General features: G+C 47.6%; 28 protein-coding genes. 5 read left to right on the forward strand and 23 right to left on the reverse strand.

The features are described from left to right. The coding region (locus G7Y52_RS10900) for a site-specific integrase (protein WP_165071782.1) at nt 1-506 on the forward strand (506 nt) is incomplete at its 5' end. An 87-nt stretch (nt 507-593) separates the two neighbouring features. Here the strand turns inward: G7Y52_RS10900 and G7Y52_RS10905 are convergent. Next, nucleotides 594-926 (reverse strand): hypothetical protein, encoded by a 333-nt coding sequence (locus G7Y52_RS10905; protein WP_165071784.1) that lies wholly within the window; start codon nt 924-926, stop codon nt 594-596. 540 nt (nt 927-1,466) lie between these two features. On the opposite strand from G7Y52_RS10905, the gene G7Y52_RS10910 reads away from it, so the two are divergent. Continuing rightward, nucleotides 1,467-1,745: a hypothetical protein gene (locus tag G7Y52_RS10910; protein WP_206215268.1), complete on the forward strand. Its 279-nt coding sequence runs from the start codon at nt 1,467-1,469 to the stop codon at nt 1,743-1,745. Between the two features lie 279 nt (nt 1,746-2,024). Here G7Y52_RS10910 and G7Y52_RS10915 read toward each other — a convergent pair whose 3' ends face one another. After that, nucleotides 2,025-2,390, reverse strand: a complete 366-nt coding sequence (locus G7Y52_RS10915; protein WP_206215269.1) for a hypothetical protein — start codon at nt 2,388-2,390, stop codon at nt 2,025-2,027. Between the two features lie 126 nt (nt 2,391-2,516). Then, the gene (locus tag G7Y52_RS10920; protein WP_165071850.1) at nt 2,517-3,320 is read right to left on the reverse strand and encodes a CapA family protein; all 804 of its coding nucleotides are present in this window, start codon (nt 3,318-3,320) and stop codon (nt 2,517-2,519) included. Between G7Y52_RS10920 and G7Y52_RS10925 the strand changes: the two genes are divergently transcribed. Continuing rightward, nucleotides 3,268-3,666 carry a site-specific integrase gene (locus G7Y52_RS10925; protein ID WP_241159714.1) on the forward strand — a complete coding sequence of 133 codons (399 nt, stop codon included), beginning with the start codon at nt 3,268-3,270 and terminating at the stop codon, nt 3,664-3,666. The genes G7Y52_RS10920 and G7Y52_RS10925 overlap by 53 nt on opposite strands. Before the next feature lie 87 nt (nt 3,667-3,753). On the opposite strand, the gene G7Y52_RS10930 is transcribed toward G7Y52_RS10925, so the two are convergent. Further along, nucleotides 3,754-4,086: a hypothetical protein gene (locus tag G7Y52_RS10930; protein ID WP_165071784.1), complete on the reverse strand. Its 333-nt coding sequence runs from the start codon at nt 4,084-4,086 to the stop codon at nt 3,754-3,756. A 540-nt stretch (nt 4,087-4,626) separates the two neighbouring features. Here G7Y52_RS10930 and G7Y52_RS10935 point away from each other — a divergent pair. Next, nucleotides 4,627-4,905, forward strand: coding sequence for a hypothetical protein (locus G7Y52_RS10935; protein ID WP_206215268.1), 279 nt, complete (start codon nt 4,627-4,629; stop codon nt 4,903-4,905). Nucleotides 4,906-5,184: 279 nt separating this feature from the next. Here G7Y52_RS10935 and G7Y52_RS10940 read toward each other — a convergent pair whose 3' ends face one another. Next, nucleotides 5,185-5,550, reverse strand: coding sequence for a hypothetical protein (locus tag G7Y52_RS10940; protein WP_206215269.1), 366 nt, complete (start codon nt 5,548-5,550; stop codon nt 5,185-5,187). A gap of 126 nt (nt 5,551-5,676) precedes the next feature. After that, nucleotides 5,677-6,963, reverse strand: coding sequence for a CapA family protein (locus G7Y52_RS10945; protein ID WP_206215270.1), 1,287 nt, complete (start codon nt 6,961-6,963; stop codon nt 5,677-5,679). A gap of 93 nt (nt 6,964-7,056) precedes the next feature. Here G7Y52_RS10945 and G7Y52_RS10950 point away from each other — a divergent pair, with 93 nt between their 5' ends. Next, entirely contained in the window at nt 7,057-7,242 is a 186-nt protein-coding gene (locus G7Y52_RS10950) for a hypothetical protein (protein ID WP_165071797.1), read from the forward strand. Here G7Y52_RS10950 and G7Y52_RS10955 read toward each other — a convergent pair. The 17 genes from G7Y52_RS10955 to G7Y52_RS11035 all read right to left on the reverse strand — a co-directional run bounded on the left by G7Y52_RS10955 (nt 7,219) and on the right by G7Y52_RS11035 (nt 24,233). Next, on the reverse strand, nt 7,219-8,223 hold the full coding sequence (locus G7Y52_RS10955) for a hypothetical protein (protein ID WP_165071801.1): 1,005 nt from the start codon (nt 8,221-8,223) through the stop codon (nt 7,219-7,221). The two genes, G7Y52_RS10950 and G7Y52_RS10955, sit on opposite strands and share 24 nt — an antisense overlap. Continuing rightward, nucleotides 8,223-8,987: a hypothetical protein gene (locus G7Y52_RS10960; RefSeq protein WP_165071805.1), complete on the reverse strand. Its 765-nt coding sequence runs from the start codon at nt 8,985-8,987 to the stop codon at nt 8,223-8,225. Before G7Y52_RS10960 ends, G7Y52_RS10955 begins: the two co-directional genes overlap by 1 nt. 14 nt (nt 8,988-9,001) lie before the next feature. Further along, nucleotides 9,002-9,925: a tetratricopeptide repeat protein gene (locus G7Y52_RS10965; protein ID WP_206215271.1), complete on the reverse strand. Its 924-nt coding sequence runs from the start codon at nt 9,923-9,925 to the stop codon at nt 9,002-9,004. Further along, nucleotides 9,903-11,990, reverse strand: coding sequence for a tetratricopeptide repeat protein (locus G7Y52_RS10970; protein WP_165071811.1), 2,088 nt, complete (start codon nt 11,988-11,990; stop codon nt 9,903-9,905). Before G7Y52_RS10970 ends, G7Y52_RS10965 begins: the two co-directional genes overlap by 23 nt. Nucleotides 11,991-12,039: 49 nt before the next feature. Beyond that, nucleotides 12,040-12,216, reverse strand: coding sequence for a hypothetical protein (locus G7Y52_RS10975; protein WP_165071814.1), 177 nt, complete (start codon nt 12,214-12,216; stop codon nt 12,040-12,042). Between the two features lie 63 nt (nt 12,217-12,279). Then, the gene (locus G7Y52_RS10980; protein ID WP_165071817.1) at nt 12,280-13,233 is read right to left on the reverse strand and encodes a hypothetical protein; all 954 of its coding nucleotides are present in this window, start codon (nt 13,231-13,233) and stop codon (nt 12,280-12,282) included. Further along, on the reverse strand, nt 13,226-13,990 hold the full coding sequence (locus G7Y52_RS10985) for a hypothetical protein (RefSeq protein ID WP_165071820.1): 765 nt from the start codon (nt 13,988-13,990) through the stop codon (nt 13,226-13,228). The genes G7Y52_RS10980 and G7Y52_RS10985 overlap by 8 nt, the downstream gene beginning before the upstream one ends. A 3-nt stretch (nt 13,991-13,993) precedes the next feature. Beyond that, nucleotides 13,994-14,587 carry a hypothetical protein gene (locus G7Y52_RS10990; protein WP_165071823.1) on the reverse strand — a complete coding sequence of 198 codons (594 nt, stop codon included), beginning with the start codon at nt 14,585-14,587 and terminating at the stop codon, nt 13,994-13,996. A 131-nt stretch (nt 14,588-14,718) separates the two neighbouring features. Further along, nucleotides 14,719-16,482, reverse strand: a complete 1,764-nt coding sequence (locus G7Y52_RS10995) for an SUMF1/EgtB/PvdO family nonheme iron enzyme (RefSeq protein ID WP_165071826.1) — start codon at nt 16,480-16,482, stop codon at nt 14,719-14,721. Then, the gene (locus G7Y52_RS11000; protein ID WP_165071828.1) at nt 16,475-18,526 is read right to left on the reverse strand and encodes an ATP-binding cassette domain-containing protein; all 2,052 of its coding nucleotides are present in this window, start codon (nt 18,524-18,526) and stop codon (nt 16,475-16,477) included. The genes G7Y52_RS10995 and G7Y52_RS11000 overlap by 8 nt, the downstream gene beginning before the upstream one ends. 162 nt (nt 18,527-18,688) lie before the next feature. Next, nucleotides 18,689-20,551, reverse strand: coding sequence for a vWA domain-containing protein (locus G7Y52_RS11005; protein WP_165071830.1), 1,863 nt, complete (start codon nt 20,549-20,551; stop codon nt 18,689-18,691). Between the two features lie 141 nt (nt 20,552-20,692). Further along, the gene (locus G7Y52_RS11010; protein ID WP_165071832.1) at nt 20,693-22,006 is read right to left on the reverse strand and encodes a hypothetical protein; all 1,314 of its coding nucleotides are present in this window, start codon (nt 22,004-22,006) and stop codon (nt 20,693-20,695) included. A 45-nt stretch (nt 22,007-22,051) separates the two neighbouring features. Continuing rightward, complete coding sequence (locus G7Y52_RS11015) at nt 22,052-22,420, reverse strand: hypothetical protein (RefSeq protein WP_165071834.1); 369 nt, start codon at nt 22,418-22,420, stop codon at nt 22,052-22,054. Between the two features lie 56 nt (nt 22,421-22,476). Further along, nucleotides 22,477-22,767 (reverse strand): hypothetical protein, encoded by a 291-nt coding sequence (locus G7Y52_RS11020; protein ID WP_165071837.1) that lies wholly within the window; start codon nt 22,765-22,767, stop codon nt 22,477-22,479. Between the two features lie 116 nt (nt 22,768-22,883). Continuing rightward, nucleotides 22,884-23,213 (reverse strand): hypothetical protein, encoded by a 330-nt coding sequence (locus G7Y52_RS11025; RefSeq protein WP_165071839.1) that lies wholly within the window; start codon nt 23,211-23,213, stop codon nt 22,884-22,886. Between the two features lie 61 nt (nt 23,214-23,274). After that, on the reverse strand, nt 23,275-23,613 hold the full coding sequence (locus G7Y52_RS11030; RefSeq protein ID WP_165071842.1) for a hypothetical protein: 339 nt from the start codon (nt 23,611-23,613) through the stop codon (nt 23,275-23,277). Nucleotides 23,614-23,756: 143 nt separating this feature from the next. Then, nucleotides 23,757-24,233, reverse strand: a complete 477-nt coding sequence (locus tag G7Y52_RS11035; protein WP_165071845.1) for a YccF domain-containing protein — start codon at nt 24,231-24,233, stop codon at nt 23,757-23,759. Nucleotides 24,234-24,862 lie beyond the last annotated feature (629 nt).

A 24,862-nucleotide genomic window follows, 5' to 3' on the forward strand; every position in this document is an offset into this window, starting at 1 on the left:
GTTTGCAATTACTGGCGCTGACTTTTTTACGTCCCAGTGAAGTTCGCCTTGGAGAGTGGGCGGAAATCGACTTTGAGGAAAAGCTTTGGCGCATTCCGGCCAAACGCATGAAAATGCGCCATGACCATCTGGTGCCTCTCTCTTCGCAGGCGCTGGAAATCCTGCATACGCTTCACGATATGAGCGGAGACGGCCGCCTGATGTTTCCGGGGCTGCGCTCTCCAGAAAAGGCCATCAGTGACGCCGCCTTTATCGCGGCCCTGCGGCGTATGGGCTACCCCAAGGAAGAAATGTGCGCTCACGGGTTCCGGGCTATGGCTTCTACCCTGCTCAACGAGCAGGGATATCCTGCCGATGTGATCGAAAAACAGCTTGCCCATAATCCACGAGAAAAGATAAGAGGAATTTATAACAGAGCGGAATACCTTCCAGAACGCCGCAAGATGCTTCAGGAATGGGCTGATTTTTTGGACACATTACGCGAAAGGGCACGGCAAACAGCATAAAAAGTAGACACGCCCCGCCCCTTTCCAGAGATTCCATAATGCGGCGCGACCGAAGTATGAGCGCCGGCCACGCCGCTTCTTTTTGCTTTACATTCCGTCCCCATGCTCTCCCGTTTCGCCATCAACAGCGGGCAGGGCTGTGTCTTGATCCGTCTCTTCCTTGCCCGTGGCAGACCCCAGTGCCGGAACTTTTTCAAACAGGGCTTCCAACCTGGTCAGCGGAACCGATAGCCCGGCATCCGCGAGCACGTCCCTTATGTCGCGCGGGGTATAGCCCTGCCGCATGGCCTTCCTGATGTCCTTGCCCAGAAATTCCGCGACTTCCGCACGGGTCTTGCCAATCGTTTTCATAGGCAGGCTGCGGAGCTTTTCCCGGGCGGCCTCTATCTGTTCCATTGTATAGCGTCGGGCTTTTGCCATAGCTGTCACCTTTCTTGTCAAAAATTCAGAGACCTTTCCCCATAGCACAGTGAAAACTTGAGTGGCAACTTTTCTTTGTGGATATATCTGTACAATACTGGATGTATCTGGATTATAGTACATAAATATAGACAGTAAATTTTTTTAACTCATTTCTGTTTAAATTTATATTGCCTTCAGAATCATTTGTTCAAGGAAAAGCAATACAGTCTTTTTCATTTTTTCTCTGGCCTTCAAGCTCATTGTTCATCTATGCTTGCGCCAAAAGAAAAGGCGTGAAGCGGCCAACGCTCCAGCCGAGGCAAGAAAGAGCGTTTCCAAACTCGAAAGGTGTTCTTCTTTACAGGATGGTAGTTGTCTGACAACAGCTAACATCCTGCCAAAGACTTCGCCTCTGGACTCCCCCGGAATGCTCGGCGCTGCGCTTCTCGCATTCCAAAGGCAAAAGACATGAAAGGCAGAAAGCCGGAGGGCGGCGGCCGGAGCGCCGCCAGAAAATGGGTAACGATCCGTGTTACCGATATGGAAAAAGCACGCCTCATGGAGCAGGCGGACATCGCGGGACTGTCCCTGTCGGAATACGCGCGACGGCGTTTTTTCGGCGGAACGATTGCGGCCTGCACTGACGTGAAAACAGTGGGAGAACTGCGGCGGATCGGCGGTCTGCTCAAGCACAATTTTGCAACGCTCCGGCAGGTAAAAGCGCCGCGCGGCATTATGGAAAAGCAGGAAGACGCACTGCGGAAACTCGTGTGCTTGATTCAAAAAATCGGCATGGCCCTTGATGATCGTCAAAAAAATCAAGAACCGGAAAATTGAAAAATCGAAGTCATGGCAGATAGGCGATTGGGTGGATGACCTCATTGCCTGATGCGCGACGGAGAGCGGAATTTCTTTGCGTCCAGGCCGGAAAAAGGCGCGTGGCGGCAAGCCACGTTTTGAAGCCTGGTTACGGGCGCAAGGCTTGTCCCGACAGGCCGGGCATTGGCGGCATCGCGCGGCATGGGAACAGGCGAGACACAGCCCGCCCGCACTGCAACGGATAGCGGAGGAAGCGATAGCCATGTGGGAGCTTATGGCTGCTATCCCCAGGTGAAGCTATTGTTTGCCGAGCGACGCGAATGCGGCAAGGCGCTTGCGCTGACCAGAGCGATTGATCGGGAATACGCGGAAGCGGATCGGGAAAGGCGTGCGCGGCCTCGCTTCATCCCCGGCGCCAGACCCGGCGATCCGGCCAGAACCTGCTACGCCCACCTGGACAATATCCGCCGACATCTGACCATTGAGGACTATTCCCGCGTGGACGCCATGATCGCCCTGCGGATGCGCGCCACTGGCCATAGCCGAGAAGCTGTTGCCGAGGCTATCCGTAACTGTGCCCCGACCATCCGTAAGAATCCCAAAGGCAGAGACTGGCAACGCTACGCTGAACGCACAGTAGATTACGCTTTCGGCAATGGTCATCGTAATCATCATATATATCGTCTATACATGCACATGATGCAAGCGATATATACAAAAATACGATACATACCATGCGTAAAGACATACCAGCAATGTGCTTAATTATATTAAATATCCACTATTACGTTATCTATTCACAAACGAATCATCATATGTAGATGCGTAGTACAGATAAAATCCATGCTCATCTGGAATTGTATGCAAATCCAGAAAGTCGCGTATACCAAACTCAACATTTGAAAGTTTTAATGCTATACTTTCATCAACTAAAATAGATGATACTTGATTTCCAAGCCCATTGTTAATGGGCTCTGTCTTCAGTATTTCTAAAGATGGCTCATGCTGTTCTGCTTTACTTGTATAAAAAAATCCAATGACCGCAGGTAAAACACGTGCAACCTTACGTGGACGGCTGAGATCAACCCATGTGGGGGCCACAGAAACACGGTACAGATAGGCTCCTCCATCACTGCCTGGTAAAATATCCAGTGCAAGTATTACTGACCGCTCTCGTGGTAATGTACGCTGTGAAGATATAAAATTGCCCAAAGACCAGGCAATCACACAATTCTTATTGCCCGCAGACTGAACTTCTATAGGCTGGAGTACATGAGGATGTGTGCCGATAATGGCATCCACCCCCAATTCCAGACAATAGCTGGCAATATCCCGCTGAGCAGGAGAAGGCTCTGTAGAGTATTCTTCTCCCCAATGGAAAGTTGCCACTATATAATCAGCCCCCTGCCTCCTAAGCTGGGCAATATCATCTGATATACGATTTTTATCTATAATATTTAGCGATATGGAAGCAGAATCATGATAATTTATAGGAGAATTACTGCCATAGGTATAATTAAAAATCCCTAAGCGTACACCCTTGACATCAATCAGGAGAGGTCTGGTGCCTCTCTCTTCGCAGGCGCTGGAAATCCTGCATACGCTTCACGATATGAGCGGAGACGGCCGCCTGATGTTTCCGGGGCTGCGCTCTCCAGAAAAGGCCATCAGTGACGCCGCCTTTATCGCGGCCCTGCGGCGTATGGGCTACCCCAAGGAAGAAATGTGCGCTCACGGGTTCCGGGCTATGGCTTCTACCCTGCTCAACGAGCAGGGATATCCTGCCGATGTGATCGAAAAACAGCTTGCCCATAATCCACGAGAAAAGATAAGAGGAATTTATAACAGAGCGGAATACCTTCCAGAACGCCGCAAGATGCTTCAGGAATGGGCTGATTTTTTGGACACATTACGCGAAAGGGCACGGCAAACAGCATAAAAAGTAGACACGCCCCGCCCCTTTCCAGAGATTCCATAATGCGGCGCGACCGAAGTATGAGCGCCGGCCACGCCGCTTCTTTTTGCTTTACATTCCGTCCCCATGCTCTCCCGTTTCGCCATCAACAGCGGGCAGGGCTGTGTCTTGATCCGTCTCTTCCTTGCCCGTGGCAGACCCCAGTGCCGGAACTTTTTCAAACAGGGCTTCCAACCTGGTCAGCGGAACCGATAGCCCGGCATCCGCGAGCACGTCCCTTATGTCGCGCGGGGTATAGCCCTGCCGCATGGCCTTCCTGATGTCCTTGCCCAGAAATTCCGCGACTTCCGCACGGGTCTTGCCAATCGTTTTCATAGGCAGGCTGCGGAGCTTTTCCCGGGCGGCCTCTATCTGTTCCATTGTATAGCGTCGGGCTTTTGCCATAGCTGTCACCTTTCTTGTCAAAAATTCAGAGACCTTTCCCCATAGCACAGTGAAAACTTGAGTGGCAACTTTTCTTTGTGGATATATCTGTACAATACTGGATGTATCTGGATTATAGTACATAAATATAGACAGTAAATTTTTTTAACTCATTTCTGTTTAAATTTATATTGCCTTCAGAATCATTTGTTCAAGGAAAAGCAATACAGTCTTTTTCATTTTTTCTCTGGCCTTCAAGCTCATTGTTCATCTATGCTTGCGCCAAAAGAAAAGGCGTGAAGCGGCCAACGCTCCAGCCGAGGCAAGAAAGAGCGTTTCCAAACTCGAAAGGTGTTCTTCTTTACAGGATGGTAGTTGTCTGACAACAGCTAACATCCTGCCAAAGACTTCGCCTCTGGACTCCCCCGGAATGCTCGGCGCTGCGCTTCTCGCATTCCAAAGGCAAAAGACATGAAAGGCAGAAAGCCGGAGGGCGGCGGCCGGAGCGCCGCCAGAAAATGGGTAACGATCCGTGTTACCGATATGGAAAAAGCACGCCTCATGGAGCAGGCGGACATCGCGGGACTGTCCCTGTCGGAATACGCGCGACGGCGTTTTTTCGGCGGAACGATTGCGGCCTGCACTGACGTGAAAACAGTGGGAGAACTGCGGCGGATCGGCGGTCTGCTCAAGCACAATTTTGCAACGCTCCGGCAGGTAAAAGCGCCGCGCGGCATTATGGAAAAGCAGGAAGACGCACTGCGGAAACTCGTGTGCTTGATTCAAAAAATCGGCATGGCCCTTGATGATCGTCAAAAAAATCAAGAACCGGAAAATTGAAAAATCGAAGTCATGGCAGATAGGCGATTGGGTGGATGACCTCATTGCCTGATGCGCGACGGAGAGCGGAATTTCTTTGCGTCCAGGCCGGAAAAAGGCGCGTGGCGGCAAGCCACGTTTTGAAGCCTGGTTACGGGCGCAAGGCTTGTCCCGACAGGCCGGGCATTGGCGGCATCGCGCGGCATGGGAACAGGCGAGACACAGCCCGCCCGCACTGCAACGGATAGCGGAGGAAGCGATAGCCATGTGGGAGCTTATGGCTGCTATCCCCAGGTGAAGCTATTGTTTGCCGAGCGACGCGAATGCGGCAAGGCGCTTGCGCTGACCAGAGCGATTGATCGGGAATACGCGGAAGCGGATCGGGAAAGGCGTGCGCGGCCTCGCTTCATCCCCGGCGCCAGACCCGGCGATCCGGCCAGAACCTGCTACGCCCACCTGGACAATATCCGCCGACATCTGACCATTGAGGACTATTCCCGCGTGGACGCCATGATCGCCCTGCGGATGCGCGCCACTGGCCATAGCCGAGAAGCTGTTGCCGAGGCTATCCGTAACTGTGCCCCGACCATCCGTAAGAATCCCAAAGGCAGAGACTGGCAACGCTACGCTGAACGCACAGTAGATTACGCTTTCGGCAATGGTCATCGTAATCATCATATATATCGTCTATACATGCACATGATGCAAGCGATATATACAAAAATACGATACATACCATGCGTAAAGACATACCAGCAATGTGCTTAATTATATTAAATATCCACTATTACGTTATCTATTCACAAACGAATCATCATATGTAGATGCGTAGTACAGATAAAATCCATGCTCATCTGGAATTGTATGCAAATCCAGAAAGTCGCGTATACCAAACTCAACATTTGAAAGTTTTAATGCTATACTTTCATCAACTAAAATAGATGATACTTGATTTCCAAGCCCATTGTTAATGGGCTCTGTCTTCAGTATTTCTAAAGATGGCTCATGCTGTTCTGCTTTACTTGTATAAAAAAATCCAATGACCGCAGGTAAAACACGTGCAACCTTACGTGGACGGCTGAGATCAACCCATGTGGGGGCCACAGAAACACGGTACAGATAGGCTCCTCCATCACTGCCTGGTAAAATATCCAGTGCAAGTATTACTGACCGCTCTCGTGGTAATGTACGCTGTGAAGATATAAAATTGCCCAAAGACCAGGCAATCACACAATTCTTATTGCCCGCAGACTGAACTTCTATAGGCTGGAGTACATGAGGATGTGTGCCGATAATGGCATCCACCCCCAATTCCAGACAATAGCTGGCAATATCCCGCTGAGCAGGAGAAGGCTCTGTAGAGTATTCTTCTCCCCAATGGAAAGTTGCCACTATATAATCAGCCCCCTGCCTCCTAAGCTGGGCAATATCATCTGATATACGATTTTTATCTATAATATTTAGCGATATGGAAGCAGAATCATGATAATTTATAGGAGAATTACTGCCATAGGTATAATTAAAAATCCCTAAGCGTACACCCTTGACATCAATCAGGAGAGGTGAGGGGCAGCCCCCTGTCAGACCTGTAACCGCCAAGTTCTTGGCCTGTAAAACTTCCACCGTTCGCTTGGCAGCCTGTATGCCGTGATCGTAAATATGATTGTTAGCAAGAAGCAGAGTTGTAAAGCCTACATCATGCAGGGCTGTCGCCAGACTGTCAGGGGTGTTAAAATGTGGATAGCCACTGAAACCAAGTCTAGCACCTCCAAGCACTGTTTCAAAATTCCCAATAACCAGATCTCCCTTCAGCCAAGGACGAATAGCCTCAAAGCTAGAATGAAAGTCATACGCTCCATTGCTATGAGCTATCTCAAGCTGGGTGGCATGTACCATTATGTCGCCAACAAAAATCAGGCGTATGGGCATGTCTGTGCCTTTTTCACTAGAATCAGGCAGAGACACTGAGAAATTATTCGGCATGGATGCTGGCAACAAAGCATTGCTTTGCGCCAGCACCATATCCGTCATTCCGACAAACAAGCAAAAACAGTAATATAGACTTAGGAAGATTTTCATTTTGTTGTTAAGTATTGTCATATATATGATACTGGTATCGCTAGAAAACAAACCACAAAAAACAAACCGATGACAATAATTGATTTTCGCATAATGATTACCTCCATATTAGAGCATTTTCTCTTTGAAAATGCTCTGCTGACGCGAAAGCGGCAGCCGCAATGCGGCGCACATTCAGGCGAAAACCACGGTTTTCGCCTGAATGCCACCTTTGACTTTCATAAAAAGTCAAAGGTAATCTGCTCTAAGATGATGTTAGTTAACATGACAACTGGATAATGACGCATAATATCCAGTTGGTATATATACCATGTCGATCCCTGCATGAGATGCAGCTTCATCCATTATATCCAGCGATTTTGAGTACAATGTTTTTGTTGATGCTATACGAGCAGTATTGTCAGTATAGTTTGTGTCAAAATCACTAGAAATACTATCAAGACTGGCAGAGGCTTGGCTGTCAATAGCAGAAGCGTAAGCGGCTTCCTGTTTTGCAGCGTTCTGCTCAGCATCTTTCTTGGTATTATCTATCAACTGCTCCATTTGATTGATATTTTTTACTTTCGAAATTGCTTTTGTTTGCCTAGAGCGTTTTTGTTCTGCTGCGGCCAATGTACGATTTTCCTTCGGCTTAGCTTTGGCCAATTCACGCTCGGAGGCCAACGCATTACGGAATTCCTGCTCTCGCTTGACTGACTGATTGTATGCGTCATCAAGCACTGTGCTTATTTGTATCATACCGTTCCGAATCTCTGCGTAATGACTTTTGAAGTCAGCCTCTAAAATTCTGTGCGCCCGATAACTTTCCAGGAGAATTCTGAACTCTCTGACATAGCATTGCAGACTAAGCATTGAATACAGCTCAACCTGGCTCATATTTTTTATATCTGTCGTCATATCAGCACGGTAGCTGGCCAGTCTGGCTTTTACATCCGTGATTTGCTGCTGTTTTCCAGATGCGTAACCTACTGCTCCTGCTGATACGCCGCCTATTAGTCCCCCGGCAAGCGCACCTTTCCAGTCACCACTTACCAAAGCCCCTACCACAGCCCCACCCGCAGCGCCGACTACGCCTGATACAATCGTTCTCTGAACCAAAGCTTTCTGCGCCTCTGCCAAGTCTTGAAACGGCTTCACGCATTGCGGATAGTATTCGGCATTGATTTTAGGTATCTTGGCTTGAGGTGCGCAAGCTGTTAAAAATGCGGCTAAACATATGAGCAATAGCATCGAAAAATGAGAATTTGGCAGAGTTTTCATTATAAGCCCCCATCATTAGGTGTTTCAGGTTTCAACGTTTCACGAAGAGATAAAATAGCCTTTGTATTACGCTCTATACATACTATTGCAAATAATACTATGCAAATACATAATATAAAAAATATCATTTTTGCATCGAGTATATTTCCATCTATGGCTATTTGAAGATTTTTATTGGTTTTATTTTGTTCATTGATCATCATGCGATTTTCTTTTATATTTTTATCTAAATTTTGAAAATATATTTCAAGAAAATCAGTCCATAGCGCGTATTGCGGATTTAGAATATCGTTATCTGCTGACGGATTAATGTCTTGCTCAAATTTTTTTAGTTGAGCAAGGAGGTTACTGAGATTTGTTATAGGATTAATATATTCTTTTGATATTTGACAGCGATCATATAATTTATCTTTCAAGCTCTCCTTGGGTAAAATCTGCCCAGTTTTCTTTGCTATTTCAAAAATAACATCCAGTATATTATTCAAAATTGGATTACATTCCATTCTTTCTACATCTACAGAATCGACAGGTTTTACATCCTGAGAGCTGACCTGTTCCAAACGTGTTGCAACTTTTGCAAGTTCTGCGCGAAAAGATTCATAGCTCAATGTAGTAACTGACTTTTCTGGCTCCTTAATTGACACAAAATTTGCGGCAGCCATGACTACAAAATAGAGGCAGCCAGTGAGCGTTGCCACAATACCAAGAGCAGCAACTTTTTCTACGCCGCTGAAAAAATATCGCTTCATGTTATCGTATTTCATATTCCCCCCTTAAATCAGGAATTCCATTCATTGGCATGGCGAAGAGATTTGATGCGCCAAATCAGCTTATTTCTCAATCTTTCATCTTTTGCCAAGCGAGCTGCCCTCTCAAATGCGTCTATAGCTTCAGATATTCGCTCATGCTTATTATGAATTTTACCTATATAAATATAACATTCCATTTTTTTATTATCATCATTGCAATTTCTGATATACACTTTCAAATCGCTCAGTGCCTTTTCATCAAAATTTGCGGATTCATTGTCGTTTACATTATAATATGCAATTCCGCGTATATAATAAGATTCTATATCGTTACGATTGTGGTAAATCGCTGCATCAGCCTCTCTCTGGGCACGTTTCCAATCTTTATTTATAGCATTACATTCTGCCATGAGCCTGTGATATTTGTACGTATCTCTTGAAGTCTGCCCTCTCTGTTCAGATATTGCTTTGTCAAGGCTTAATATAGCAGCGTCAATCATACCTTGCTTATACTGTAATTGGGCAAGACGAAAATACACATTGGAACCACTCCGGCCAAGGGCTATCGCCTGCTGAACATAGCTTATAGCCTTTTCAGCACTTTCACAGTATGAAAGATAAAAGTAGGCTGTAGCCCTGATTTCTTGTGTAAGGGCAAAATCTGCAGTCAGAGGAAGCAGAATACTTTTCGCTTCATCTATCTTATTTTGTCCTATCAACTCTCTAGCATACTTGAAATTTGCATCATCACTGGCATGTGCTGCAGCAGGTAAGCATAGCAATGCTGCAATTATGAACAGTGCAAACTTCTTCATAGTAGCTCCTTTTTGCTTCTCTGGTATGATTTTAAGTAAATCAACTGTTGGCCTTGCGCCTTGCCGGCCGAAAAAATCCGGCTTTTCGCGGACGGTATTTTCATGAGGGCTGACCCTAATCAATAAGGATAACGTCATCCTTCTGCTTTTTTGGCGCCTGCTGATTATTATCTGAATTATTATCTATATCAGGGATAATTACATCATTGCTGTGTGTTTCAGCCTGATTATGACCATCAGCATTATTTATGTTCATTTTGTTATCATTTGTATTTATTGTAATATATACTACTTTCGGCGTTCTGCCATTTTTTAATTCCATAACGATGTTTTCTATGCCGGTCTGATCCGCAATGGATGGCAGCGAATTCATGGCTTTGTCAGCAATTTCTTGCATCAAAATTATCTTATTCAGCTTGCTTGCAGCTATTATCTGCATGGCGTAGTTTTGATACAAAGCATTTTTCTGCCCTTTGCTAATAGCATTGCTCAAAATTTGTATTGCTTGATCATATTGTTCAGCCTCAAAATATATTTCTCCCTTGCGGTAGAGATATACATATTCTGCAGGAACGAGTTTTATTGCCTGATTAATATATTTAATATTGTCTTTTGTTGTTAAGCCGCAATATGACATAAGATACATAAAGGAAGATTTGTCTCTTTTTAGTTTATACTTCTCTATATAACGTTGCAGCATACTTATTACGGATTCTCTTCTATCTACCGGCTCTCTTTCCTGCCCCCAGTACTCTATCCAACCATCTTTCAATGATCGATTAATATTATCACGCCAATATGAGAAATCATCCCGTGCGGGATTAATCAAGCCTAATGGCATAAGAATTTTATCCCCCAGAGATTCTATGTCATTATCACTTTGTGATTTTTTCTTATTGGCTTTTTCAGATGCCTGTGCCAGCGACAATGCCCTCTGAAGATCCCCCCTGTATTCATTGATATTGGACTGATATGTGAGATTGGCCTCCAGGCTGCCTTTTTGTCCCATGCTGACTGCTTTTTTGAAGTAATTTTCAGCTTCAGTCATATTACCAAGAGAATAGTTCAGTTCTCCAAGAATAAAGTATGCCAGTGCTGATTCTTTGAGAGAATTTGCAATATCTATATTTTTCTTTGCCTCATTGTGCTTGCCTTCTCTTATGAGACAGATGGATTTATACAAATACAGACGGATATCATCCTTAAACATCTTTAGGGCAGTATTGCTTGCCTTTAGCCCCTTAGCGTATTCATTATGGGACATCAGGGCGGCTATGTACTGAATATGATTTCTGATTTTATTATTGCCAAGCCGCACTGATTTTTCTGCATAGTCTACATCGTTCAAATTTGCTAAGCTTTTAAGATAGTAAATTGCACTCAGGGTATCATTATCCAAGGAGAATGATCTGTGTATGTCATCAAGAACTTCATTACATTTATCGCTATCATTTTGCTTGAAATAATCTACAGCTTTGATCAGCATTTGGGAGACATCTTTCTTCCGACCTGTTTCGTCTATGGTAGGATCAAGGCGTTTGAGCAGACTTTCTGGCACTTTCTGCTCAATGGCCTTACTGTATATCAACCTGTTGGTATGTGCTCCGTGGTCAAGCAGGAGGTGAGCCAACTCTGGCTTATCCAAGAAATATTCCAGGGCTGTACAAGGCGCGCCTTCAATTTCATTGCCCATTGCTTCGTTTCGTGGGCATGCTGGGCCTATTATAGGCATATTGAGGTTAACGTTATACTTCAGCAATAAGTTTAGATAGCCAATGTCTCCATTATGCAGTAAAATAAGAGGGACACCTTCACAGTCAATTTCATTAGGATCTGCTCCATGTTTTAATAAAACTTCAACTTTTTTTAAATCATCTCCTGCGGCGCTGAGTGGTGAACTCCCGCAACTATCGGCATCGGTATAATACTCAGGCTCAGGAGTTCCATCTATTTCATGCTCTTGTAAATTTGCATTTACATCGGCGCCTGCCTTAATCAGGATCTCCATCACTTCAGTTGAGGGGTTATTCTCAATAGCAAAATAAAGGGCACGAGTAATCTCTTCTTCTGTATACTGTCTATTATTAAGTAACATACGAATATCATCAGGTGTTCCTGATTTAGCCATTGAAATCAAATCCGCAGATGATGCTACTTCTGTCATACATACAAATACTACAAGAAAGAAAATAATTTTTTTCATAACAATTACTCCAGTCTTATCTTTTTAATATAAATTATAAATTATAATTTCAACGATTTGGAAACTGCCTACGCATACTTGCCTCATAAACCATTAGTTGCATTTCAATATAAGCAGGATCTTTTGCAATATTTCTATTGTCTTCAATCAGTTGTTGAAAATATGGGGAACAACCAATGCACTGCATTAAACTGACAAGCAAGAAAGCTCTTGTAATCCATCCCATTGTTCACTCCTGTTTTATGAAAAATTACCAAGTGTGATGACCTATTTCCACCCAATACTGCCATCAAACCATATCAATGCCAGCCTCTACAGCAGCCTTGTCCATAATTTCCATTGCCCGGAGGTGGGATACCTTGAGGCTTTCAATCTGCTGGCGAGTTTCGGCATAGCCCTGCCCATAGTCTGAAGCAATGGCATGTGCGTCCTGCTTAGGCGGAATTGCTTTGCCGGCAAAAGTCTCAAGCATCACGGTCAAGTCGTCATCATTGGAAGCCTGGGCTTTTTCCACCCTGGCCCTGTTTTCTGCAAAAACAGCTTTGATGGGTTTGTTTGCCCCCTGTTGCCGTGCAGCGGAAGCAGAAGAAACAGGGGATGGCGTGGCTGTCTTCGCTCTGGCGGCGTCTGCCCGTTGTGCTCTCTCCGCCACAGTAAAGCTGGAAGTAAATTCATTCTCAGTGCGGGCTATTTCCTGCTCCATGTTGCCGATGATTTGCCCAAGCTGCTGCATGGCCTTGCGAATTTCGGCATACCGTTTGCTGTATTCCGGTTTGAGTATCTGACCATTTTCATAGGCGTTTCGCAGTTTTTCAAATTCGGCCATATAACATTCCATGCATTCATAGGCATAGAGCTGCAAGCGGTTTGCCTCTGTCAAATCCTGATTGGCTGTGATGCGGATAGAAGCAAAGCGGGTATTTTCGTTATGAATCTGCTGCAATTTGGCAAAGCTGTAGCCCACGGCTGCGCCCGTCCCCGCGCCCACAGCCGCACCTACCAGTGGGCCAACAATATTGCCAGGCGTTACAATGATACCAATGACAGCCCCGCCCAATGCTCCCATCAGGGCAGCGCCAGTAGTTTCCTTATACAAATGCGAGGTGCTGTGCTGCATTTCCACAAGGGGTGACACGCATTGCCGATAGTAATGAGCATCTATGCGCGGCACATTTTGATTGGCGCAGCCAGTGCACAGGCAGAATGCCAGCAATAAACATAATGTGACAATTTGCTTAGCCATGATTCTTCTTTTCCGTTGTTTCTGTGCCGGTCTTTTGGAGTTTCTTGGATTCTATCGGCGGCAATACCTTGAGTTCTTCCTCTGTGTAATCCTGATTCTCTACCATGATATGCTTATCCACCAGTCTGTTATCTTTCAATTCAAGCAAAAACAAGAGTGGAGAATCTCCTCGGATAGTAGAGGGGAGACCAGAGGCATAAGGATGGTCATATTGCCATATTTCAGTTTTACCATACTCATGCACAAGCTGAGGTTTACCTATCTGCCTGAAGATAGCTCCTGTTGAACTCCCATTCTTTAAGTTTTGAAATGTTTGAATAAATTTGTCATCATCAACCGTATCTGGCGCCTTGATCAAATCATATTTTGTTTGATAGCCCAATGAGTTTTCATTATACATAACATTTTTCAGTATTCCGTTTTTATTGAAAATGAAGAGGCAGGATTTAGCTGTTGAAAGCATATATTGAACTTCCGTTGTGAGTCCTGTACTCTTTTTTTCAAGGGGGACATCTTTTCTGAAGGTATACATGTATCCGATTAATCCGCTGTCTGACACATATCTAACTGTTGGATATTGAAGAAATTTTAGCACGTCAATATTTGTTGTCTCGCCAACCTTGGAATAAGCATATATACTTTCCTTTGTTTGCTGTGGAAATGAACATGGTTTTACTATGTGGTCACTTTTATAGGCTTTATAGGCACATCCAGAGATAAACAACATTGACAGTATCAAAGCAGACATTATTTTCATGGCTTACTTCACTCCTTTTGAAGAGATAAAGGAACCCTTAATTACCTTTACAATCTTATACGCTGTTCCTTTTATTACAGAAGAACCTTTCCCCTCACTGGCCTCTTCTGCCATATCAGCAGCAGCCGTAATGCCTGTAGCTAATAGCCAAATAAGTGGATCCCCCCCAGAACTGTTAGACCCATAACGTTCTTCAGCACTTTCGGTGTCTCCAGAAGGGAGCTTAACTATACGGTTTGCAACAATATATTCACCGTTATGTTTTTTTATCGCACTGAGATAGGCCTCAACTCTCAATACACTGGTTCCACCATCTCCAAACCCGGTAATTCCTTGCAATGCTCTTTTTGCAGCACTTCCCGGTTGAAAATACTCTATATTTACAACAAGCATATATTTATTAATATCTTGTTCATAATCTGTTAAATATAAATTTTCTTTTTTCAAATTTTCCACAAGCTTGGCATGGAGCAACTCTCCAACTTCTATGGCATTGGCAGAACCTTCTTTATTATATTTTGTTTTTCCAGTAACCTTAACATCAAGCAAGAATGGCTCTTCTATACGCTCCGGATTATTTGCATCATAATACACCATATATGTTGTTTTTTGTATACATCCAAAAGACAGCATACTGGCTACAAGAATGGCAAGGCAGAAAAATTTTCTCATCATCCCCCCCCGGAGAATTTTTTACGTCAATACCGTACGACAACTCACGCATTGCCTTACGTTTTTACATTCCAATATGCCATCAGCCTTTGCAGCAGCCAATCCGGCAGCATATCCTGCAAGTCCTGCCTGTCTGTTCTCTGGGCAGCCAGTCCATAGCTCCCTGCAATATGTTTCTGTAAAACGGCCAAACGGCGGCCCATACTGCGACTGAAGCCATCATCATGGGAAAACTGCACCCGCAATGCTTCAATTTGCTGTAGCATCCGTCCCGTATCCATTTTGGAAGCAGATCTGAGCATATTGCGGTAATAGTAGAGTGCGCCCTGGATCCCTTTTACAAATCCGCTGATTTCGTGCCGCATCTTGTCTGTTTTGTGTTCACTGGCGCGTTGCTCTTCAGGTGAAAGGGCTTGAAAAGCCTCCATGAGCTTAATGAGCTGGTAGCAACGGGAAGCGTAGTTGGCGATAGTTTCCAGCGAGAACGCAGCCCCCAGAAGCATTTCGCGCATCATGCGTTCTTCGTTGACGTTGACCTGCTCATGGTAACGCGCTGCCACTTCTTCTGCTTCAGCCAGTCGCTGACGCAGGATCGGGCTTTCCACTTCACGCACGACTTCTCGAATCAGTATCCTGACGTCCTGCTTTGGTGCAGCTTGTGCAGCCTGTGGGCTGCGGCGTTCTTCCCATTCATGTTGCAGTGTTTCCTGCTTGTCTTTGGGGGTAAGGATCGTACCGATGCTGATACGGAAGCCCAAATCATCTCTGCGCTGGGCAGCTCCATCAGTATAGTAGGCAGCCTCTATCCGTCGCCCCGGATGCAGACTGTTTTCAGAAAAGGCCCGCCAGCTTCCCCCCTTGATGACAAAGCCCCCCTGATTGCCCATGAGATGCCCTGCTGACACCAACTGGAATGGTGTCTGTACCATTTCGGCACAGTTGCCGAGCATATCGTGGAGGAAGAGCGGGTTGGCCTTGCGGGAGCCGATGGCTGCCATGCTGGTCAGATTGGCGTCATACTGCGCGGCAATGATGTATTCGCTCATGTTGGCATTATCCGGCACAGGATGCAGGCGGGTACGTTCACGCTCCACTGCACTGACCCTGTGGCCTCCACGAGCTGCATATTCCCATTCAGCTTCGGTGGGCAGGCGCAAATAGGAAGAACGCCGTTCCTGCTGAAAATAGGGCAGGTATGCCGGATGCTTCTGCATCAGCCATTCCGAATAGCGGCGGGTAAACTCCAATGCTTCAAACCAGGAGACATTGCTGACAGGCTTGTCATCTCCTGCCTTGATACGGAATGTTCCCTCTTCCATCACAGCACGCCATTGTCCCTGGCTGACCTCATACTTGCCAATGAAATAGAGGAAGCTGCGCAGTCCGTTGCTGGCAGAAGCTCCACTGGCAGGGTCTGCCTGAAGCCAGCCCTGTACGCTCTGTCCCCAACTGGGCGGGATGTCACTCAATTCAAAAGGAGCATTGACCGAAGCCGTATAGCGGCGTTCCGCCCATGCCTCAAAAATGGTATTTCCGCTGTCTGCCTGTGCTGCCACGCCAAAGGGTTGCTGCACGTCATCAAAATACCCCCTGGCAGGGACGCAGACTGCCCGCAAAACCATTTGCAAGCCACCAGGCATGGGCAAAATGATGTCGCCTTCTGCGGGGCGGGGATTGGAAATTTTCTGAACCGAAGGGAGTTCGCTCTTGCCTGTCAGCCGCAGGGCGGCACTGGAGACAGACCCGGCAGGAATAAGCAGAAAACAGCCAGCCAGCAGCAGTGCCAGACTGCAACGGAAACAACGGACGGCATCAGGCATCACGGCGCAAGACCTCCGCAGGTTGGAGTCTGAGCAGATGGCGACAGGCAGAAACACCGCACAGGCAGGATAATACGAGTGCGCCAATGTAAAGCATGGCCACCTGTTCGCCAGGCAGGGAACAGGCACTTTCACCCGCCAGGAGCCACGGCCCGGCGACCATATCCAGCAGCATTGCCGCACAACCATAAAAGACAAGTGATGCAGATGCCGCCAGCAGTGCTATGAAGCCCATTTGCAGCAGGGGCAAGGCAAGGAGTTCCCCGCGCTTCAGCCCCATGAGGCTGCCCTGCGCGTACATACGGGCCTTGCGGCTCACATTGGCCACAGACAGACTGACCAGAGAGAAAGCCATACCCGCCAGCGTCACCCCGCCGACCAGCAGGGTCGTGAGTGTCAAGGCATGTTTCAGCCCCTGGATGGTTTCCACTTCACGGGCGAAAGTGTAGGCGTCAATCCCGCGCTGTTTGAGAGCATCACGCATGGGAATAACGTCATCCAGACTGTTCACATACATACGAAAGCCCGCATAGCTGCGATCCTGTTCCGCAGGTGCCGGAAAACCTGACCAGCCAAGCCGTGATACTTCATACCCGTCCCGATAGCGTTCCATATCCAGCAAGAGAGGCAGCGGCAGGTAGATACGGCTTTTCCAGTCTGCCGCATCCGGCAAAATGGCATGGAGGCGGACACGGCAAACAGCCTCCTGAGCCTTGCCATCATGCCGCCGGGTAACAACTAACGTCAGCTCCTGTCCCGGCACTGCCTTCGGCATGGAGCGAGCCAGTTCCTGCGTGATGACAGCTCCATGTTCTGACGGTACTGAAGCGTACCGCTCAAGCAGGGGGTCTCCCGCAGCTGTTGGCAGCACGTCAGCCAGAACAGGGGGGCGACCCTCACGCTGGACTTGCACAGTGCTGGCAAGGGTGCGGGTCAGCGGAACCACAAAGGCCACTGAAGGCAAGGCCGCCAGTTCCGCAATATCCTGCTCTGAATGGCGCTGGCTGCTATAGGGGTTGACCGCCAGGGCCGCCGGATTATCCAACAGCCGTTGCGACAGGATGCTGACAACGCCGGCCCGCAATCCTCCCAAAACCATGAGCGGGGTCAGGGCAGCGGCAAAGGCGAGTACCGCGCAGAAAGAAAGGGAACGTTCATGCCAGAAGTCCCGCCATGCCAGCAAAGCTGCGAGACGTAAATCGGGGCGGTGCGAACAGGAGGGGGCATGGGCCGCATGGCTTTGAGTGTCGGCCTCCTGCCCGTCAGCCGTTGATTCGTCTGTATTGGATGATGAGCCGACCGTTGCGGATGGAAGGGCAAGGCGATAACGAATTTCGTGTGCTGCAACTGTGGGAACTGCCTGCATGGCAAAAGCGGGAATCCCCACAGCATTGAGCAAGGCGTGGTCATGGCTGACAACTACCAGGGCTGCGCCAAACTTCCGCGATCCTTCCAGCATGAGACGCATGACCGTGCGGGCCGCATCAGGGTCAAGTGCCGAGGTTGGTTCGTCTGCCAGAATAAGGGCCGGACGATGGGCCAATGCACGGGCTACGGCGGTCCGCTGCCGCTCTCCATAGGACAGGTTTTCCGGCAGACTGTGTGCCAGATGCTCCAGGCCTAAGAAATGCAACAACTCCGCTACACGCTCTCGCCCTGTCCCCTCATATTGTTCGGTCAGGCGCAGTGGCAGTGCAATATTGTCCTGCACGCTCAAAAAAGGATAGAGCCCTCCTGCCTGATGCACGAAGCCCATATACTTGCGGCGCACGACCGGCAATGTACCGTGCGCGTCTGACTGCCAAAGCCCGGCAAGGTCGTAAGATTTCCCCTGGCAATGCAGACTGAAGCAGTCCGCACTGTCTGGCCGGGTCAACAGGGCCAGCATTTCCAATAGAGAACTTTTGCCGCAGCCACTTGGCCCGGTAATCCCCACAGCATCGCCGGGGTAGAGGCGCAGACACTCCAGGCAAGCACGGAAAATACGCGATCGCGCTGTATGGCACTTGTTTAAGGCGCGCATTTCCAGCAGCGGCAGAGCCATGACCGTAATCCTTGCTAGAACATTTTGCTTTTGAAATTATCCAATTTCAAAAGCGGCGCTGCCATCATTTCGCCTGAAAAGCGTGGTTTTCAGGCTCATTCGGCGCGGGCGTCCGCTCCCGCGGCCGCCAGAGCGTTTAGCTCATTTCATGAGCAAAACGCTCTAAGGCAGTGAGCTTAAAGGCACACGATACAGGGCTTCAGCGGGATCGGCGGCACCAAACGAAACCCAATTATCCGTATCGTTGTGGTATTCAGCGTAAAGGCGCATCTTGGCTTCCAGCGAATAGATCAGTTCATCCTGTTCGCGGGCGCTCATGGCTATCCACCGCGCCTCAGTCAGATTCATCACCTGGCTTTTATAGGGCAAACCCTCAAGAAATTCCGGCAGCAAGCCCTGGGAAAACAGGTTGTCGCCTGACGCCCTTTGCAAACGCTCCGGGTCTCGCAATGTCTGGGAGGAAAGTGACACAATACGCTGGAACAGGCCGCGGCTGTCTGCACTGCGGGACGCGCGGGCAGCGTCCACCAGCAAGCCTATCTGTCGTGCCAGAGTATTGAGCTGGTGTTTGTTCAACAGAACAGCGGGCATCAGGGCATCTGTGGGTCTGCCTTGCACCAGGGCATTCAAATCTTTATCAGCCACCCATGCCTGCACAAGCTGGGGGGCAGCGGTCTGCTGACGTTTTCCGGCAAACTCAAGATATGCTGAGTAGCCAAGACATTCGCCCAACCAGGCTGCCGTTTCTTCCGGCGAAGAAGCCGCTGCCGACATGGGCTTGGGAACAGGAACTCCGGCTGCTGCCTTGGCTACGAATTTTTGCAGGATGTTCACCAGGGCCGTGGCAATACGTCCAAATTGCTGGCTGGCGACCTGGGCATTTTGTACAGGCAGGGCGATATATGTGCATTTTACACGCCCATCGCGAACAGTGGTCAACTGCTTGTACTGATTGACCACATCCGGCATGTTGTGGCGCTTTCCCTGAGCCGTCTGAAGATGAATAACCACCAGCCGTATCCCTTTCTGAGCCAGCAGGTCTGCCATCTCCCTTTCAGTCAGGCCCGTAGATGAAAGCGGATCACTATTGCGGATGGCCCCGGCATCGGTGATCATCACGGCCACCTTCACGGTGTAAGGTGACCAGTCAAGGCCGTCCACGGCTGCCTTGATGCCCGCAAAAGCATCTTCATTAAAAGAATGGGTAGAAACAGTGGCCTCAGCCATATGTGCAAGGCGTTCCTCTGCTGAAGCCCGCATGGAAACTGTCGTGAACGGGGCTACCACAGATGAAACATATTCCAGTCGCGCGTCATGGCGCGTACTGTTGCGGTAGGCCACAACAGCAAAGGAAACATCATTGGCAATGCTGCTTTGGCCTAAAGCATCATAGGCATCACTGACAAACTTTTTGGTCTGTTCAATGTATGGCCCCATTGAAATAGTGGTATCCACAATGAAGGCCACACCCGCTGAAAATTTGGGCGCAGGCGCAGGGGCGGGGTACTGCGCCTGCTGGGGCGCCTGCTTTTTTCCGGGGTCTATGACCCCGACATTAAGAAGGCGCAAGTTGTACTGCTCATATTCATCAGAAAACGAGAATATGGGCATGAGATAAAATTGTTTGCGTGGGATTGCGGCATCCGTTGGCTCACTTGCCAGCACCGGACTGCCAGGGCCAGACGCACTGCGCTGAAGGTTGTCCACTGCCAAACGCATATCTTCGGCCCGCACCAGGTTATCCAGGGCTGAGTAATCCTGGAAAAACAGAACAGGATCGCGTCCCATACGGTCAGTGAACATCAGGGTCAGAGCCTTGTCCCAAGGCGAACACTGACTTTGCCGCAGCCAGCCGGATTGCTCAGCTCCACTACTGGCCGGGGAAACCTCAAGCCATTCCTCTCCGTTGAGCGCCTGTCGGGAATACACATAGAACGGGGTGAAAGCCCGCACATTACGCATCCCCGCTTCACCAGCCCGGAAGGACAGCATTGCGCCTGGATGGCTGATAACTCGCTGGTACAATGACCGTTTGCCCTCCTGCACCAGGGGGAGGCGACTCTGCGCTGTCTGAGGCAAAGACTGACAGGGTGCTGCCCGGACAGCCAGCAAAAGGGGCAGGAGCAGGAGGATGAAGTAAGGTTTCCGCGCTTGCATGGGACACCTCTACAACAAGTCTTCAAGCGGACGTGTCACATCCGGGGCTGGCGCAGCAGGACGCGCAGGGGTTGCCTTGGGCTGGCGCGCTGGCGCGGCAGCCGGGGGGGCAGAAGGGCTGGGGCGACTGGTCGGGGCAGATGCAGCTGGGGCAGATGCAGCCGGGGCAGAGGGCCTTGCACCGCCCTTGTAAGCATTGTAGGCACTCCAAGCCATAGATGCAGTACCACGGTCAAGGAGGCGATTGGATTCCAGTGCCTTAAACATCTCAAAATTGGGATAGACGCGGTTTCTTACACCAAATTTGTCTGCAAATCGGTCAAGGGCAGCGCGAGTCTGCTCGTCAAGGTGTCCAGTCACGACCACAGAGCTGTCTCCACAGGCGATGAGCTGTGACTGCATGAATGGAATGAGCAGCGGCCCCATACTTGCGTATTGCGTACTCCATTCATTCAGGACAAGTCGGTCAGGTGTAAATATCTTGTGACCTTCCCCAACTCTCCAATAGGGGATATTAAGTGAACGACCAATGATTTGCACAACACTGAACTCGGTCATCATTTGCAGGGCCAGATGACGTCCGTGCATTGCCGTGGCCTCAGAGCCAAAGCCCAGACCATTGCCAAAGATGGCAAAACCAATATCCACACCATTTTTTGCATACTGCACTTCCATGCTTGCGCCATATTTGCCAGGCAGAGAAATACCGTTGGTATTATAGACACTAAAGGAGATTGCCAAACGAGAAAGGCGGGATGAGTTCTCAGCCGATCCGCTTATGTCTGTGCGCGATAAGCCCTCTGCAAAATTGGCCATTGCCCGCGCCTTATCGGACTGGGATTCAAGGTTGCGGTCAAACTGGGCAATACGCCCGGCAATGGTAAAATCAGGATCAGGCCGTTCAGATATTTTGATGTCACCGCGTGTGATTTTCATCATCTGGAGCTTTTGCAGCTCTACTGCCAGGTGCTGTGCATCACTGAGATCATATCGCTCAATATGTCGAACTTTGTAGGAAACCTGGGATATTGCATCCCGTACCATTGCAGTAATGTCCATAGGAATTTCACCTGTGGCGGACAGGCCAGTAGCATCTGTAACAGGCTTTACATAATAATATGTGTATGGGTAATCTGGCGGCAGATATACTTCCAATACTGTATTCAAATCGTTGAGTGCCGTTGTGTAAGTTGTGCTTACAGGGGCTTGCGCTTTCATGGGATCAAGCGTTGGAACGGTTGCTTTGCACGCAACCAAAAGACAGAAGCACACAGAACAGACGAACCATGCGGTTCCTTTTTGCACCAAAACTTTCATTGCCATGACAGCCTCAACCCATTATTTGTGTTAAGTTTATGACAGTATAAATTATTGCATTCTGTTTTTTTTATCTTTGATAATTATAACTGTTGAATTTTTTATTTCGGAGTTATTTATTATCGCTCCTGTGTTTGCATTTTTATCAACTACGATATTCCCAGCGCCATCAGCATGAACTTTGCCGTCAGAATAGTTTTCGTTATCTATAATTATTCCTTCCTTTCGACCGCTTTCAATCAGCTCGGCCATATTCTCTCCCCACGCTTCATAAAGGCTATTTGTTTTTGCATTCGCGGGGGTATTTATATCAGCCATATAGTCGAGATGAGGATTCTCTTCTGCATAAATCAAAGCTGATGGCGAGCAAATACAGCAGCAAAGCCACATGATGATTTTTAATATTAAATTATATCTCATGGGATAACTCCGTAGAATCACTATTGTATATTATTATATCAATAATTATGCAAAAATTAAAATCTATCTCTGTTTCGTATTATAACAGGTGAATTTTTAATTTCAGTTTTGTTAATGATAGGTCCGACATTTGCCCCCTTATCAACTGTCACATTGCCTACGCCATCAGCTCTAACCTTCCCTCCTCCATAACTTCCGGCACCATCAATGACGATACCACTTTTAACGCCTTTTTCTATATGTGCCGCCATATTGTCTCCCCAAGCCTTATATACGTTGGCAGCTCTTGACTCGGCTGGCTTACGCATATCATTTCTATAGTCAGCAAAAATGTCTTCTTCAGCCATTGAAACTCCAGTCCAAATAAGGGAAAATACAACTACTACTGCCATCTTGAAAAGATTGTATCGCATTATATTACCCCATTATTGTATATTTTTAATTCAATTTTATTTTTTTGATTCTATTGTTGTTTTTTAGGGTTATATGTTGTTGTTTTTCCATTATTGATAATTGTGACATTTTCTAATGTTGTTTTCTTTTGAATGCCATTTTTGCTTGAACTTGATCCTGTAATGCTGCCAATGGAAATCCCCTTCTCATTTACCTCAATGTCGTCCCCTGATTGAGTGTTCTCGCCCTTGGGGAGATTCGCTGTATCAATGACTTCACCTGAATCAGTCTTGATAACTATGCGCTCACCATCCACTGTGAGCTGTGCCGCAAAAGCAGAAATAACTGACATGGATGACAAAAAAGCACATATTAACGATATTTTTATGATGGCATACATTGAAACACTCCTTTTAACGGGGTATCAGAAAGATATTCCTGATACCCCGCAAAAAGACTACTTACTTGCCCTGGCGGACAGTGCCGACACGCATTTCGTTACCCTCGCCGACATTGGCAAGGGTGCTGCCTTGAATTTTTGTTTCGTTCATGATGTTGGTCTGGACACCATTGCCACTATTAGATACGCCACCGACGTCCATCGTGTTGTTTTTACCGACATTGGCAAGTGTGCTGCCTTGAACAGTTGTCTCATTCATGACATTGGTCTGCACAGCCTGTCCCTGAGCCCTATTGACGCTGGACGACTGGGCCTTAACAGAAGTCTCAGACTTCCCGGCAGCCAAAGCAGGGCTGGCAACCAACATGGCGGCAATGAACAAAAGTGCAATGCGTTTCATACCTAAAACCTCCATTCTGTGCGAGAACAGGCCGCTCCGCACGTTATATAACTGGCGGCATCACCGAAAGTATAAAGAAAGCAAAGCAAGTTCCCTCCGGCGGTGCTGCTTGGCCTCATGAATGTTTATTTATGAGGTGATAGCTATTTATTAGCCTCAACTCCTTGATATTGATTATATATTCTTTGTGCTTCCTGCGTGTCCATAACATCCTTTACCTTAGATGGCACACAAATCTTTCCTATTGGGTTGAAAAATGTTGACAAAGATTTTGCTATAGGAACAGCAAGTGGTATAAGGACTATTGTAACACACAGTCCAATCATTTGCAGTATTGATATTGCACAAACAAGAATTCCAAATGGTATATAAAGAATAAATGTTACTGTACTTAGTGTATTCCATGCTTCGCTATGATTTACATTTGCCTTCAATGATTTTTCAGAAACCATAGCCTGTGTAAATGGGGCCAGGTAAAACCTTCCAAGCTGAACGACCCCATAACCTAAAGGTGCTCCAACAACTGTAAGAATCAGAATTCCACCACAGATAAAGCATAAGATGGAATTAATGAATCCAACGCATGGAAACCACCAAAGAATATTCCCTAATGTCCTCATTCTCTCCCCTCCTTATGGGATACGGTTTCCCTGTATGGGTGGCTTTTTGGGGGGCTTCATGTTCATGCGGACGTTCCCCTGATAGGTAATGCGAGGATTTTCGCCATTTTTGGATACCTCCCCAGGAAGGGAGTTATTCCACGTCCAAGCGTGTCCTTCACGTGTATCCAGAATAAAAACGAATCCACCGCTTGCCATCGGAATAGCTTTATAGCGTTCGTTCTCAGCAAACGCTTGCCCACCAGATAGCTGTAAGAAAGCCCCTGCAAGGAGTGAGGAGATCAATAAATATCTTATTATTCCCATAAGTTAGAGCCTCGTTTGAACTTTGCCGATTTGGTAAATCCCGGCGATAGCCATCCCGATTCCTCATTGACAGAATAAATGTCGGTGAATGAGGCTAAAAATCATGAGCCGATGACTGCAACACGCTGAAATCTAAGATGTTTTGTTTTTGAAAAATGGCAGGTGCAAATTTTCTCGCGATGAAGGCTTGCGAAATTTGGAACCGGGAAGTATTGAGAAAAGAACACTCACCGACATTTATTCTGTCAGTGAGTGTGGAAGTCTGGGTTTAGAACCTTCCCCCGTGAGTCTTTTTGTTGGCGTAAACGTATTCGCCTTATTGG

The organism is Desulfovibrio sp. ZJ200 (genome assembly GCF_011039095.1).
In the GTDB taxonomy this organism is placed as follows: Bacteria; Desulfobacterota; Desulfovibrionia; order Desulfovibrionales; family Desulfovibrionaceae; genus Desulfovibrio.